The 13,215-nt window shown below is 70.0% G+C and carries 14 protein-coding genes; 1 reads left to right on the forward strand and 13 read right to left on the reverse strand.

The window, feature by feature from the left end; translation table 11 throughout:
* Window positions 1-26: 26 nt before the first annotated feature.
* The 7 genes from ACH4SP_RS21780 to ACH4SP_RS21810 all read right to left on the reverse strand — a co-directional run bounded on the left by ACH4SP_RS21780 (window position 27) and on the right by ACH4SP_RS21810 (window position 6,610).
* A complete protein-coding gene (locus ACH4SP_RS21780) occupies window positions 27-824 on the reverse strand; it encodes an ABC transporter permease (RefSeq protein WP_398417152.1) in 798 nt (265 codons plus the stop codon).
* Complete coding sequence (locus ACH4SP_RS21785) at window positions 811-1,626, reverse strand: 2-aminoethylphosphonate ABC transporter permease subunit (RefSeq protein WP_398417153.1); 816 nt, start codon at window positions 1,624-1,626, stop codon at window positions 811-813. The genes ACH4SP_RS21780 and ACH4SP_RS21785 overlap by 14 nt, the downstream gene beginning before the upstream one ends.
* A gap of 238 nt (window positions 1,627-1,864) precedes the next feature.
* A complete protein-coding gene (locus ACH4SP_RS21790; protein ID WP_398417154.1) occupies window positions 1,865-2,920 on the reverse strand; it encodes an ABC transporter ATP-binding protein in 1,056 nt (351 codons plus the stop codon).
* Window positions 2,917-3,612, reverse strand: coding sequence for a phosphonatase-like hydrolase (locus tag ACH4SP_RS21795; protein ID WP_398417155.1), 696 nt, complete (start codon window positions 3,610-3,612; stop codon window positions 2,917-2,919). Before ACH4SP_RS21795 ends, ACH4SP_RS21790 begins: the two co-directional genes overlap by 4 nt.
* Window positions 3,613-3,620: 8 nt before the next feature.
* Window positions 3,621-4,742, reverse strand: coding sequence for a TIGR03364 family FAD-dependent oxidoreductase (locus tag ACH4SP_RS21800; RefSeq protein WP_398417156.1), 1,122 nt, complete (start codon window positions 4,740-4,742; stop codon window positions 3,621-3,623).
* Window positions 4,743-4,885: 143 nt separating this feature from the next.
* Window positions 4,886-5,650, reverse strand: a complete 765-nt coding sequence (locus ACH4SP_RS21805) for a GntR family transcriptional regulator (protein WP_398417157.1) — start codon at window positions 5,648-5,650, stop codon at window positions 4,886-4,888.
* Between the two features lie 63 nt (window positions 5,651-5,713).
* Complete coding sequence (locus ACH4SP_RS21810; protein ID WP_398417158.1) at window positions 5,714-6,610, reverse strand: hypothetical protein; 897 nt, start codon at window positions 6,608-6,610, stop codon at window positions 5,714-5,716.
* A gap of 276 nt (window positions 6,611-6,886) precedes the next feature.
* Between ACH4SP_RS21810 and ACH4SP_RS21815 the strand changes: the two genes are divergently transcribed.
* Window positions 6,887-8,008 carry a Gfo/Idh/MocA family oxidoreductase gene (locus tag ACH4SP_RS21815; protein WP_398417159.1) on the forward strand — a complete coding sequence of 374 codons (1,122 nt, stop codon included), beginning with the start codon at window positions 6,887-6,889 and terminating at the stop codon, window positions 8,006-8,008.
* Window positions 8,009-8,144: 136 nt separating this feature from the next.
* Here ACH4SP_RS21815 and ACH4SP_RS21820 read toward each other — a convergent pair whose 3' ends face one another.
* The 6 genes from ACH4SP_RS21820 to ACH4SP_RS21845 form a co-directional block, all read right to left on the reverse strand.
* Window positions 8,145-9,005, reverse strand: coding sequence for a fumarylacetoacetate hydrolase family protein (locus ACH4SP_RS21820; protein ID WP_398417160.1), 861 nt, complete (start codon window positions 9,003-9,005; stop codon window positions 8,145-8,147).
* 157 nt (window positions 9,006-9,162) lie between these two features.
* Window positions 9,163-9,918 carry a YidC/Oxa1 family membrane protein insertase gene (locus tag ACH4SP_RS21825; protein WP_398417161.1) on the reverse strand — a complete coding sequence of 252 codons (756 nt, stop codon included), beginning with the start codon at window positions 9,916-9,918 and terminating at the stop codon, window positions 9,163-9,165.
* A 119-nt stretch (window positions 9,919-10,037) separates the two neighbouring features.
* A complete protein-coding gene (locus ACH4SP_RS21830) occupies window positions 10,038-10,310 on the reverse strand; it encodes a DUF6412 domain-containing protein (protein ID WP_398417219.1) in 273 nt (90 codons plus the stop codon).
* Window positions 10,311-10,410: 100 nt separating this feature from the next.
* Window positions 10,411-11,925: a sodium:solute symporter gene (locus tag ACH4SP_RS21835; RefSeq protein ID WP_398417162.1), complete on the reverse strand. Its 1,515-nt coding sequence runs from the start codon at window positions 11,923-11,925 to the stop codon at window positions 10,411-10,413.
* Window positions 11,922-12,083, reverse strand: coding sequence for a DUF3311 domain-containing protein (locus tag ACH4SP_RS21840; protein WP_398417163.1), 162 nt, complete (start codon window positions 12,081-12,083; stop codon window positions 11,922-11,924). The genes ACH4SP_RS21835 and ACH4SP_RS21840 overlap by 4 nt, the downstream gene beginning before the upstream one ends.
* Before the next feature lie 134 nt (window positions 12,084-12,217).
* The gene (locus ACH4SP_RS21845; protein ID WP_398417220.1) at window positions 12,218-13,036 is read right to left on the reverse strand and encodes a class E sortase; all 819 of its coding nucleotides are present in this window, start codon (window positions 13,034-13,036) and stop codon (window positions 12,218-12,220) included.
* Between the last annotated feature and the right edge of the window lie 179 nt (window positions 13,037-13,215).

Consider the following 13,215-nt stretch of genomic DNA (forward strand, 5'->3'; position numbering starts at 1 on the left):
TCGTATCCCTAGGTGAGAGGTGTCGGTCAGCGGAACGAGGCTTTGGTACGGATGCGGGAGACCGCGAGCAGCACGAGCAGCGTGGTCCCCATGAGGACGACCGCGACGGCCGATCCGGTGAAGAGGGATCCGCGGTCGGTGGCGGTGAAGATCTGCACCGGCAGCGGCATCCAGTCCGGCGGGTAGAGCATCATCGTGGCGCTCAACTCCCCCATGGACAGGGCGAAGCAGAGTCCCGCGGCCGCGTTCAGCGACGGCAGCAGGAGCGGCAGCTTCACCCGCCACAGGACGTACGAGGGCCGGGCGCCGAGCGACGCGGCGGCCTGCTCGTACATCGGATCGAGTCGTACGATCGCGGCCGAAACCGACTGGTAGGCGAACGCCGTGACAAGGATGGTGTGCGCGAGGATGACGATCCAGCGCGTCCCGTTGAGCAGGAACGGCGGCTGGCTGAACGCCACGAGCACCGCGAGCCCGACCACCACCGAGGGCACGGCCACCGGCAGCATGAACAGCGCGTCCAGCGCCCGCTTCCCGCCCTTCTTCAGAGCGGCGGCGGCAAGGGCGGCCCAGCTCCCGAAGGTCAGCGCGAGGGCGCTCGCGGCGACAGCGGTGACAAGACTCGTCGTGAGCGCCTGCAACGACTCTCCCCGCACCGCGGCCCCGTAGTTCTCGACGGTCGGCCCGGACGGAAAGGCCCCGGACCAGTGCGTCGAGAACGACGCGGCGAGAATCACCAGCAACGGCAGCGCGAAAAGCGGCAGGAAGAGCAGGAAGAAGACGACCCAGGTCGCCCATTTCCCGGTCCGGCTATGCACCAACACGACGGCTCACCACCCGGTAGATCCCGTAAAGCCCAACGGATATCGCGATGTTGACGACGGCGACCACGCATGCCGCCGGATAGTCCGACTCCAGAATTGCCTTGCTGTAGACCAGCATCGGCAGCGTGGTGACGCCCTTCGCCCCGGTGAAGAGCACGATCCCGAATTCATTCAGGCACATCACCAGCACGAGCGAACCACCGGCCGCGAGCGCGGGCAGCGCCTCGGGAAGGATCACCTGCCGTACGATCCGCCAGGTCCGCGCCCCGAGCGAGGAGGCCACTTCGAGCTGCGCCGTGTCGATCTGCGAGAAGGCCGCAAGCAGCGGCCGCATCACGAAGGGCGTGAAGTACGTGATCTCCGCGAGCAGCACTCCCCACGGCGTGGTGAGGAAGTGGAACGGCCCGTCGGCGGCCCCGGTCACCCCGGTCCAGACCCCGTTCGCCATGCCCACGCTGCCGTAGATGAAGAGCAGCGCGAGCGTGATGAGAAAGGACGGAAAGGAGAGAAAGACATCGATGAACTTCGCGACGGCCTTCCCACCGGGAAAGGGCACGAAGGCGATGACAAGGGCGAGCACGAACCCGAGGACGAGACACCCGACGGTGGCCCCGAGAGCGAGCCACACGGTGGTGGTCAACGCTTCCCGGAATGCCTCGGAAGCGAATACATCCCCATACGGCGCAAGGGAAACCTCCCCACTCTCAGCCGTAAACGACTGCTGCACGACCAGCGCCAGCGGATAGAGAAAAACCACCGCAAGCACAGCAACGGGCGGCAAAGCCCACACCCACCGAGGCACCCCCCGCCCCTGCGACTTGGCGCCACCGCCCCTGCGGGCAGCAGGGCCGCCACCGCCCCTGCGGGCAGCAGGGCCGCCCCTGGGGGCGAGTGGGGTCTCCCCTGCTCGAGCGAAGCCGAGAGCTTGGGGAAGGGTGGGCACAGGGGCGGCCCCCGGCGGAGCCGCACCCCCTGTTCGGCCCGCGCTCGCCACCGCCCCGGACCTCGGTCCCGGCCCCGGTCCCGGCCCCGCCACCACCTCACTCACCAGAAACCCCTGCCCCCAACAACACCGCGTCCTCACTCGCGAAGTGCAAGACAACCGAGTCCCCAAGCACCGGCGTCTCCCGAAGCTCCCGCACATCCGCCTTCACCCGCCGCCCCGCACCCACATCCACATACAGCCGGTGCGTGGACCCCCTCCACTGCACCTCGCTGATCGTTCCGCGCAACGCGTTGGGCCCTTCCCCGAGCCCCACCAGGTGCGGCCGTACGCAGAGAGTCGCCGTGGCGCCTTCCGCGATCCCCTCGGTGGAGACCAACAGATCGACTCCGTCGAACCGGACGCCCCCCGCCCCCACCTCCACCGGCAGCAGATTCGCGTTGCCCACGAAGGAAGCCGTGAACTCCGTCCGAGGCCGCCGATAGAGCTCCTGCGGCGTACCGCAGTCCTGCAGCCGCGCCTTGTCCATGACCGCGATCCGGTCCGCCAGCGTCAGCGCCTCGACCTGATCATGCGTCACATATAGAATGGAAACATCCGGCAACTCACGGTGCAGCCGCGCCAGTTCGGCCAGCATCCCGGACCGCAACTGCGCATCCAGCGCCGACAGTGGCTCATCCAGCAACAGCACGCCCGGCCGGATCGCCAACGCCCGCGCGATCGCCACCCGTTGCTGCTGCCCGCCCGACAACTCCCGCGGATAGCGCCGCGCGTAGGCGGCCATCCCGGTCATCTCCAGGGACTCCGCGACCCGCCCCGGGATCTCCGCCTTGGCGACCTTCTGGGCCTTCAGCCCAAAAGCAACGTTCTCCTCCACCCGCAGATGCGGGAAGAGCGCGTACTGCTGGACGACCATCCCGATGCCCCGCCGGTACGGCGGCAGCCCGGTGACGTCCCGGTCCCCGATGAACACCCGCCCGGAGGCAGGCTGTACGAACCCCGCCACCGCCCGCAGCGCGGTCGTCTTCCCGGACCCGGAAGGACCGAGCAGCGCCATCACCTCGCCCGGCTCGACGGTCAGGTCCAGCGAGTCCAGGACGACGTTCTTCCCGTACGCGACCGACACCGACTCGAAGCGTATGCCGCTGCTCATCGCCCCAACTCCGCGAGCAGCTCGGGGAGTTCGGCGACCGAGCCGAGGACGTGGCTGGCTCCGTGGGCCTCCAGCTGGGCGCGGCCGTGCGCGCCGGTCAGGACACCGGCGACGATGCCCGCCCCGGCCCGTACACCGCTGAGCATGTCGTACGAGGTGTCGCCGGCCACGACCACATCGGCGACCCCCGCCACCGCCCCCGTACGGAGGAAGGCGGTGAGCACCATGTCCGGGTACGGGCGGCCCCGGCCCCCGGCGTCGGCGGGGCACAGGGTCAGGCCGACCAGGTCCTGCCAGCCGAGTGCCGCGAGGATCGCGTCCTGCGTGACCCGGGCGAAACCGGTGGTCAGCACCACGGTGCGCCCGTCGCCGGTGAGCTTCTCGATGGCCTCGCGCGCACCGGGGATCTCGGCGATGCGACCGCCGTCGACCAGTTCCCCGTACGCCTCCTCGAAGGCGGCGTTGGCCTGCTGGGCCTTGGCCTCGTCGCCGAAGAGGTGCCGGAAGACGGAGATCTTGGACTCGCCCATGGTGGCACGGACGTAGTCCAGCTTGCTGTCGAAGTCGGGAGTGCCCGCCTCGACGCCGAGCTGCTGCGCCGCGGCGGCGAAGGCCTGCTCGACGAGGCCGTCGTCGGCGACGGTCGTCCCGGCCATGTCGAGGACGACGAGGTCAATGCGGTTGCTGCTCATGGTTGTACTCACCAGCCCAATTCGTTCGCGGTCTTCTCGGCGATGGCCGGCGAGCAGGTCATCCCGCGTCCGCCTGGCCCGGTCACCAGCCATACGCCGCTGCGCACCTGCTCCCGGTGCACCACCCGGCTCTTGTCGGTGCACTGGGCGTACACCCCGGCCCAGCGCCGCTGGACCTTCGGAAGCGGACGGCCCAGGAAGCTCTCCGCCACGGCCTTCACGTGGTCGTACGGCTCCTCTTCCAGATCGAAGCGGAAGGGGTGCTCGTACTCGTGGGTGTCGCCGATGGTCAGCCCGCCGTCGCGCCGCTGCACCATCAGCAGCTGCATCTTGTGGGCGGCGGCGGTCGGTGTCTGCTCCTGTCCCGCGTTGAGGGCGTCGAGCGCCTCACCTGCGTACGCGGGGTAGTAGCGGAAGCTGTCGCCGTCGGCGACCGAGGTGGTGAGGGTCTCGCCGAGGGGCGCGGTCTGCATCATCTGGAGCCGCACCCGCCGCACCGGCAGCGCGGGCACCAGCTCGCGCACGAGCCCGCCGAGCCAGGCGCCCGTGCACAGGACGACGGCGTCGCCCCGGTGCACGACTCCGTGGTCGTCCCGTACGGCACCCTCGCCGACCACCTCCCGCACCTCGCGCCCGCCGAGGAAGGTGTACCGTCCTGACGCCAACAGCGCTTGCTTCAATGCCAGTTGAGCGGTACGGGGCTCGACGGCAGCGTCCCGCTCGCAGTACAGCGCGCCGAGGAAGTCACCGCGCAGGGCGGGGTTGACGGACCGGGCCTCGTCGGCCGTCAGCAGCTTGTAGCCGCGGGCGGCGGCATCGTCCCGCCCCAACACGCCTTCGGCCACCGCGAGTTCGAGTTCCGTACGTACCGGAGTCAGCGACCCGTTGGCCCGGAAGCCCAGCTCGGGAACGCGGGCGCCGATGCCCTCCCACAGCTCGCGGGCCCGCAGCGCGGTGTCGAGCTCTTCGCCGCCCGCACGCCCGCTGACCCATATCTGGCCGAAGTTGCGCAGGCTCGCACCACGTGCCTCGCTCTCGCGCTCGATCTGTACGACCTCGTGGCCGCGTTCCACTGCGTGCCAGGCGTGCATGGTTCCCACCACGCCGGCTCCAACGACTATGACTCTCACGGCGGCTACGCTCCTCGGGGCGGATGACGCAGCCGGATCCGCACGGCAACGGCACGGTGAACAGCCACCCAAGGCTGGCTCAGACCCGTTACCGCCTCGTTATCAAGAGGGGGCGGACCCCTCCTCTCCGAGCCGCGCCCCGCCTACGTCAGGAGCTGCGTGGAGAAGCTGAACCTGTCTCCCCGGAACAGCATCCGCACCCGCTCCAGCGGACGCCCGGCGACGTCCTGCGACCACCTGTGCATCAGCAGCATCGGCAGCGCGGGCGGCGTCCCGATCAGCAGCGCCTCGCGCGGAGTGGCCAGGACGGTCTCGATGCGCTCGTGCGCCCGGCCGAGCCCCACCCCCACGCCCTCGCGGAGGTAGGCGTAGAAGGAGGAGTCCGGCTGGAAGTCGACGTCGAGACGCGGCACGCGCGCCACGGCGACGTAACAACTCTCAAGCCCCACCCGCTCGTTGTCGGCGAGCAGCACCCGCTCCAGGTGCCAGACGGGCTCTCCTGGCTCGACCCCGACGTCCGGTGCGAGCCGGGCGGGGCAGGGGAAGCGCTCCAGGCCGATCAGGTTCCGCCCCGGCCGTCGCCCCTGCCTGCGAACCCCTTCTGTATAACTGGCCAACGACAGGGGCTGTTCGAGCTTGGGCCCGGCGGCGACGGTCCCGCGTCCCTGCCGTCGCACCCGCCCCTCCAGCAGCAGCTCGCGCAGGGCCTGGCGGACGGTGTCGCGGGCCACTTCGTAGCGCAGGGCGAGGTCGCGCTCGGTGGGCAGCAGCTGGCCCTCCGCCAACTCCCCGACCAGTTCGGAGAGATGGGCCTTGACGGCGTAGTACTTGGGGATGCGTCCGTGCTCCGGGATGCCGGACCGGACGGGCGCGCCGGGGTCCTCGTGGTGCGTGTTCAGGTAGTCCACGTCAGGGATCGTCGCAGATGGCGGCGGACGGGGGTCCGTTCGGTGTCCGGAATGCTCCGCTGCTCAGCGCTCCGGCGGGGTCCGCACCGGGGTACTCGTCCGCCTCAGCATCCGCCGGGAGCCCGCCACGAGGGCGCCGCCGCCGAGGAGGAGGGCGACGGCGGAGCCCCCTTGCCCGAACAGGGGGCTCGGCCCCGACCGTGCGAGTTCGGGCCGGCTCCCGGCGGCGGCCGAGTATCCGTCCGGCTCACCCTCCGGGTAACTGCCGCCCCCGGTAGGGGTGTTGGGGTCGACGGCGAACCGGTAGTCGGCGGACTGGCCGACCCATTCGCCGTCGTCGTCCTTGCGCTGGACGACGGCGGTGTTGGCGACGACGGAGTTGGCGCGGGCGGCCTCGGTGAACGCGAGCCGCACCTGCACACTCACCGTGCGGCCGGCCCCGACGGTGAAGCCGGGGATCCCGTCGCCGAAGACGCCGATGAGCTCGTCCTCGTCGGTACGGACGAAGGGGACGGTGTGCCGGCCGCCGGAGGCGGTGTCGTCGTACTCGGCGCGGAGGTGGTCGGGCCGAAGGTTTCTGCCGCGGTCGACGAGGACGAGGACGGGATGGACGTCGTGGCAGACGGCACCGGTGTCATTGGTGAGGTCGACGTAGAACTCGGCGCTGTCGCCACCGGGCTCGTAGGTGACGGGCCCGCCGTGGATACGGGTGGCGAGGGGGAAGTCGGCGCTGTGGGGGTCGCCGCAGGAGGGCTGCTGCTGGTCGGCGCGGGGGGCGGCGCCGATCTGCCGGTACGGAAGGCCGTCGGCCGCGGCGGAGGGGGCCGGTGCGAGGGCGAGTGCCGGTGCGAGGGCCGGTGCGAGGGCCAGTGCCGGTGCGAGGGCCGGTGGGGACGCAAGCGTCCCGGCGGTGACTCCCAGTACAAGTGCTCCCCGTACAAATGCACTGCGCAGTCGCATGAGTTGGCCTCTCCACATCAGGTGGTAAGCCCACCGGACAGACGGACGGCCGAGCACCCGCGCCCGGCCGTGGTCCGTGACCCTGCCATGCGGACCGGCCGCGGGAGCAGCGCCACGCCCCCGTACGGCCGAACAGCACCCATTCGACACTCGCCGCGCGGGCACCCCCTGCCACCCTGCCTTGCACCCCTCCTGCACCCCCTCCTGCGTCCCTCCCCGCGCCCCTCCCCCCACCCCTTTTTGCACTTCCCCACCTGCGTTGTTTAAGTGGAAACCATGACGCCCTCAGATGCCTCGCCCGCCTCACCCGTACCCGCCGCCTCCACCCCCGCCGCTCCCCTCCGAGTGGCCCTGATCGGTTACGGGCTGGCGGGCTCCGTCTTCCACGCGCCGATGATCGCGGCGACCGAGGGCCTGGTCCTGGACACGGTCGTCACGTCGAACCCGGAGCGCAGGCAGCAGGCCCTCACCGAGTTCCCCGAGGTACGTTTCGCGGACGCGCCCGACGATCTGTGGCCCCGTGCCGCGGAACTCGACCTGGTCGTCATCGCCTCCCCGAACAAGACCCACGTCGCACTCGCGAAGGCCGCCCTGAACGCGGGCCTGCCGGTGATCGTGGACAAGCCGCTCGCCGGCACGGCCGCCGAGGCCCGCGAACTGGCGGCCCTCGCCGCCGAGCGCGGCCTCCTGCTCTCCGTCTTCCAGAACCGCCGCTGGGACAACGACTTCCTGACTCTCTGCGCGCTGCTCGCGGAGGGCGAGCTGGGCGACGTACAGCGCTTCGAGTCGCGCTTCGAACGGTGGCGTCCGCAGCCGAAGGGCGGCTGGCGCGAGTCCGGCGACCCGGCGGAGATCGGCGGCCTCCTCTACGACCTCGGCAGCCACGTGGTCGACCAGGCCCTCACGCTCTTCGGCCCGGTGACGCAGGTGTACGCGGAGTCGGACGTACGGCGCCCGGGTGCGGCGGCCGACGACGACACGTTCATCGCCCTCACCCACGCGAACGGCGTCCGCTCCCACCTCTACGTGAGCGCGACCACCGCCCAGCTCGGCCCTCGCTTCCGGGTACTCGGCTCCAGGGCGGGCTACGTGAAGTACGGCCTGGACCCCCAGGAAGCGGCCCTGCGCGAGGGCAGGCGCCCCTCCCCGTCCGCCGCGTGGGGCGAGGAGCCCGAGGAGATGTGGGGCCGCCTCGGCTCCGGCGAATCTCCCCTCACGGGCGGCGGCGTACCGGTCCCGACCCTCCCGGGCAACTACCCGGCCTACTACGAGGCGATCGCCGAAGCCCTCCGCACCCACACGAACCCCCCGGTCACAGCCCTGGAAGCGACAGCGGCCCTGACCGTCCTGGAAGCGGCCCTGAAGTCAGCCACGGAGGGCGTGACGGTACACCTCTGACCCACGGCCCCCTTGGCAGCGCCACCCGCCGCCTCCTTGGGCAGCGGGGCCGCCCCCCGGGGGCGGAACGGGTGGGCAAGGGGGCGGCCCCCACGCGGAGCGCCCCCCTGGCTACGGCCCACGCTCGCTCCCGCCCCTACGCCCCCTTCAGCTCCTGCCTCTGCCTCCCCAATCCCCCCACCTCAAGCTCCACCACATCCCCCGCCCGCAAATAGGGCTTCGGCTCCGCCTGCCCCATCGCCACCCCCGCCGGCGTCCCGGTGTTGATGACGTCCCCCGGGTACAGCGTCATGAACTGCGACACGTACCGCACCACTTCCCCCACCCCGAAGATCTGCTCCCCGGTCCGCCCGTCCTGCTTCAGCTCCCCGTTCACCCAGAGCCTCAGTTCCAGCTCCTGCGGGTCCGGCACCTCGTCGGCCGTCACCAGCCACGGCCCCAGCGGATTGAACGTCTCGCAGTTCTTCCCCTTGTCCCAGGTCCCGCCCCGCTCGATCTGGAACTCCCGCTCGGACACGTCGTGCGAGGTCGCGTACCCGGCCACGCACCCGAGCCCCTCCTCCGCGCTGCCCAGGTACCGGGCGGTCCGCCCGATGACGACCGCGAGCTCGACCTCCCAGTCCGTCTTCTCGCTCCCCCGCGGCACGAGCACGGTGTCGTAGGGGCCGACCACCGTGTCCGGTGCCTTGAAGAAGAGGATCGGTTCCTCGGGGATCGGTGCCCCGGTCTCCCTCGCATGGTCGTGGTAGTTCAGCCCGATACACACGATCTTGCCGATCCGTCCCAACGGCGGCCCGACCCGCAGCCCCGCCGCGTCCAGCACGGGCAGCGTCCCCGCCCGCGCCGCCTCCCGGATCCGCTCCAGGGCGGCGGTGTCGGACAGCAGACCGCCGTCGATGTCGTGCACGACACCGGACAGGTCCCGTACGGTCACCCCGTCGCCGTCGAGCAGCGCCGGACGTTCCGAACCGGCAGTTCCCACACGCAGCAGCTTCATGTCGACTGATCTCCTCGTGGTCGAGGTCGCGCCCAACCCGGCCGCTGATGATGATGCGCTGCGGCCCGGCCACCGGAGAATTGTTCGATCCTCCAAGGTAGCCGCCCGCTCCGCAAGACCACGCCCACTGCGTGGACCGCTGAGGCCCGCCCACCGGCTACGCCAGTACGGGAACCTCTCGCTTGCCCTCTTTCCGCTCCCGGTGCAGCCAAGCCCGCTCGGCCACGGTCCACGCGGTGGTCGTGGCCACGTACAGCCCGGCCGCCAACGGCAGCACCATCGCGGAGATCAAGGTCCCGAACGACAGCAACGGCATCCACTTGACCAGCCCGGCCCCGGCCCCTTCGCTCACCCCGCCCGGAAGCTGCGGAACATCGGAATGGGCCGCATTCCGCCGCGCCCGCAGGAACGACCAGGTGGCCACCCCCGCCAGCACCACAAAAAGCCCCACATACACAAGCCCCTGCGCCCCGAAAACGCCCCCGTGCGCCAGCGCGTCACTCCACCGCGACCCCAGCGGCGCGGCGAAAAGCCGGTGCCCGAGCAGCTCGTTCACCCGTCCCCCGACCTCCGCCGAGGAGAACACCCGGTACATCACGAAGAAGACCGGCAGCTGTACCAGCATGGGCAGCATGCCGGAGAAGGGCGAAACCTTCTCCTTCGTGTGCAGCGCCAGGATCTCCTTCTGCATCCGCTCCGGATTCTTCGCGTACTTCTTCCGCAGAGCGGCCACTTGCGGGGCGATCTTCGCCCGCGCCTTCTCACCCCGTACGGCGGCCCGAGCCAGCGGATGGAAGGCGATGCGCACCAGCATCGTAAAAGCAACAATGGCGGCAGCGGTCGCGGAAACGGCGAACACCGGCTCCAAAAGCGCGGCAAGCCATTCGACAAGGGAAGCGAACAGGGAATACACGGAAGAGCCCTCCGGGGGTCTCGTCGTACCGAAGAATCAAGAAAGAACATCGGTATGACGACCCACGAGGGGCTGGGGACGTGGAGGTACGGCAGTTGAGCCCGCTGCCCCCGCTGCCCCTACGCGGCCGTCGGAGACAGCCGGCCGGGCGCTCGCGGCCGGGGCCTGCCCGCCGCATCGGGGTCACGCTGGGCCAGGAAGGCGGTGCGCCGCTCCCGGTCGCGGATGGCGGTGCGCACCTTCGTACGCGGAACGGTCGGCACCGTACGCCCGGAGATGAGCGCGCAGGCGATGAGCGCGGCACCCGCGGTGGCGGTCGCGGCGAGCGCGACAGCGCCCGCGAAGCCGAAGCCGCCGAGGTCGAAGAGGACCTGGGCCAGCAGGAAGAACATCAGCAGCGCATAACGCGCACATCCGATCACGCCGACCCTCCTCACTCTCTCCGTGACCGCCGCAGCACTCACTGCAACGATTCTGACGACTCAACTCGCATCACCTTGCCACGAGTTCGTCGCCCTTGACCAGTGGGACCGGTTGTGGGTCACGGGCCAGCACTTCGTCGTCGGGCCGCTCGTCATGATCGCGCGGCCCACTGAAGGAGACGGTGAGAGCGACGAGAAGGTTGAGTGCGAGCGCCAGAATTCCTGCGTTCATGCCCCACACGGGATCGTGCCCGGTGAACACCAGCGCGCACACGGCCCCCACCCCCACCACCAGCCCGCTCAACGCCCCCGCGAGGGTCAGCTTCCGCCACACCAGCCCCAGCAGCAGCATGGGCAGGAGCTGCGCCATCCCCTCGTACGAGATCAGCGACAGCCGTACGAGGGTGTTCGGCGCGGTGTACGTGAGCACGAGCGCGAGCGCCCCCGCGACGACCACCACGACCTGCGAGGCCAGCTTCTCCCGCCCCCGCCACTTCGGTACGAGCCCGAGCACGCTCCGTCCCCACATCGTCCCGATGACCAGCATGAACACCGCCATCGGCACGATCGACGACAGGGCGGCCGCGACGCCGACCACCCCCACCACCCAGGCCGGCAACGAGTCGACGACCAGCTTGAAGAGCGCCAGATTGGAATCGGCCCCGACGAGGCCGGGCACCACGAACAGCGCCGCGATCCCCAGCAGCATCGGAATGAACAGCAGCACGTTGTAGGCGGGCAGCCACATCGCGTTGCGCCGCAGTCCGTCGGCGGACCGCGCCCCGAGATATCCGGCCACCGTCGTCGGGAAAATGACCACCGTCAATGAATTCAAGAAGGAAGTGGTGATGAACCACACCTGCCCGAACCCGCTCTCCCCGTGCCCGGGAAACGTCAGCCACTCCCCCTTCTCCGCCACGACCTTGTCGAGGAAAGGCTCGTACCCCCCAAAATAATGCAACGGCACATAGACGGCCAGGAACCCCAGCGTCAGAATCACCATCCCGTCCTTCAGGACGGAGACCCAGGCACTCCCCCGGAGACCGCTCACCACCACAAAGCCAACAGTCACCGCAAAGCCAATGAAATAGGCCCAGTTGAGACTGATCGCCCCGTACGAAATCGTCGAGACGACCACACCCATCCCGGTGATCTGCAACTGGATGTACGGCAGCAGAAAGACAGAAGCGAGCACGGCCACCACGACCCCCACCCACTTCTTCCCGTACCGATGGGCAACCATGTCCGTAATGCCCACCAGCGAATGCCGCCGCGCATAGGACCACAACATCGGCCCCACCACGTACCCCACCGCATAACCACAGGACATATAGGCGACGACGTACAACACCGGAGCCCCGTAGTTGTATCCCCACCCCGCAGCGCCCAGATAACTGAAACTCGTATATCCCTCCCCCGCCATGAGCACCCAGATGAAAACGGCCCCCAGGCTCCGCCCGCCCACGGACCACTCGGCAAGCCCGCCGCTCCCGCCCCCACGCCCCCGCATGGCAAGCAGCCCGAGCCCGACCGTCCCCACCATGAAGACGCCGAAGATGGACGTGGCCACCACAGCAGAACTCATCGCCGGTGATCCCCCCGCCAGGTCAGCCACACCGCGACGGGCGTGAGCAAGGTGGCCCCCAGCAGCCACACGAACAAGAACGGCAGCCCCAGGACCACCGGTTGCACCCGATTCACCAGCGGAAGTACGCCCAAATACAGCACATAGGGCACGAGCAACCACAGCAGCTGAGGCCGCCGCCGAAGCACATGAGGCTCACGGGGCGCAGGTGACGTACCCGAAGTACGCGGAAGATCACTGGACACGCCCGCGACCCTAAGGCCTGCCCCCTCGGCACGGACTCATCCGGGCCTCACCGCGGCCGCATTCGCGCCAGCTTCCCCCACACCACGAGCCGGTACTTCGACGTGAACTCGGGGGTGCAGGTGGTGAGGGTGAGGTAGTACCCCGGCTCGCGGTACCCGTACCCCGCCTTGACCCCACTGCGCGGCACGGCCCCGATCACCCCCACGTCCCGGGCGGACGTCTGCGGCACACCCCCGCTCACCACATACGTATAAACAGCCTCCCGCGTCTCCACGACCACTTCGTCCCCCACCCCCAACCGATTGATGTACCGGAACGGCTCCCCATGCGTATTCCGATGCCCGGCCAGCGCGAAGTTCCCGGCCTGCCCCGGCTGAGCGGTCCCGGGGTAATGCCCCACGTACCCCTTGTCGAGCACCCCCCGCTTCCCCACCCCCTGAGCGACGGGCGCCACCACGCCCACCTTGGGAATCCGAATCACGGCATAGGCCTGATCCCAACGGGGCGGCCCGACGGGCTTCTTCCCGGCCCCGGTCCCGGTCCCGACCCCGTCCCCGTCCCCGGTCCCGCCCCTGTCCCCGGGCCCACCACTCCCGGCCCCACCTCCTGAGCCGACCGAAGCCCCACCAGCCCCCTCCGCGGCAGAGCCCCCGGAGGCCCCCGCTGATCCCGAGGCCCCAGCATCCCCACCACCACTGGACTCCCCCTCTACGCCCGCCCCTGCCACCCCCGTACTCCCTCCTGCCCCGGCCCCCGTGCGCCCACCAGGCCCCTCCCACTCCCTCACCAACTCACGAACGGCCTCCTCGGCCCCGCCCCTGGCCTCCCGATTCGTCCACCACACCTGATGCACCACAAGCAACATCAGCACCACCCCACAGGTCACAAAGACCTCACCCCCCACCCACAACCCACGGACCACCCCACCCCGCCGCCGCCGGGGCTTCCACCGCACCCCGGACCGACGCCGCCACCCTGTGGGCAGATGCCGCCGCCCTGTGGGCAGATGGGCCGCCCGTCCTGTGGGCAGCTGGGCCGCCCATC

This window comes from Streptomyces sp. NPDC021093, assembly GCF_044333135.1.
In the GTDB taxonomy this organism is placed as follows: domain Bacteria; phylum Actinomycetota; class Actinomycetes; order Streptomycetales; family Streptomycetaceae; genus Streptomyces.

Excerpts from the sequence above, each read along its gene's own strand:
- ACH4SP_RS21835 (WP_398417162.1), bottom strand. The coding sequence starts at position 11,925 with ATGAGTTCTGCTGTGGTGGCCACGTCCATCTTCGGCGTCTTCATGGTG.
- ACH4SP_RS21815 (WP_398417159.1), top strand. The coding sequence starts at position 6,887 with ATGACGCCCTCAGATGCCTCGCCCGCCTCACCCGTACCCGCCGCCTCC.
- ACH4SP_RS21795 (WP_398417155.1), bottom strand. The coding sequence starts at position 3,612 with ATGAGCAGCAACCGCATTGACCTCGTCGTCCTCGACATGGCCGGGACG.
- ACH4SP_RS21820 (WP_398417160.1), bottom strand. The coding sequence starts at position 9,005 with ATGAAGCTGCTGCGTGTGGGAACTGCCGGTTCGGAACGTCCGGCGCTG.
- ACH4SP_RS21810 (WP_398417158.1), bottom strand. The coding sequence starts at position 6,610 with ATGCGACTGCGCAGTGCATTTGTACGGGGAGCACTTGTACTGGGAGTC.
- ACH4SP_RS21830 (WP_398417219.1), bottom strand. The coding sequence starts at position 10,310 with ATGTTCTTCCTGCTGGCCCAGGTCCTCTTCGACCTCGGCGGCTTCGGC.
- ACH4SP_RS21790 (WP_398417154.1), bottom strand. The coding sequence starts at position 2,920 with ATGAGCAGCGGCATACGCTTCGAGTCGGTGTCGGTCGCGTACGGGAAG.
- ACH4SP_RS21845 (WP_398417220.1), bottom strand. The coding sequence starts at position 13,036 with ATGTTGCTTGTGGTGCATCAGGTGTGGTGGACGAATCGGGAGGCCAGG.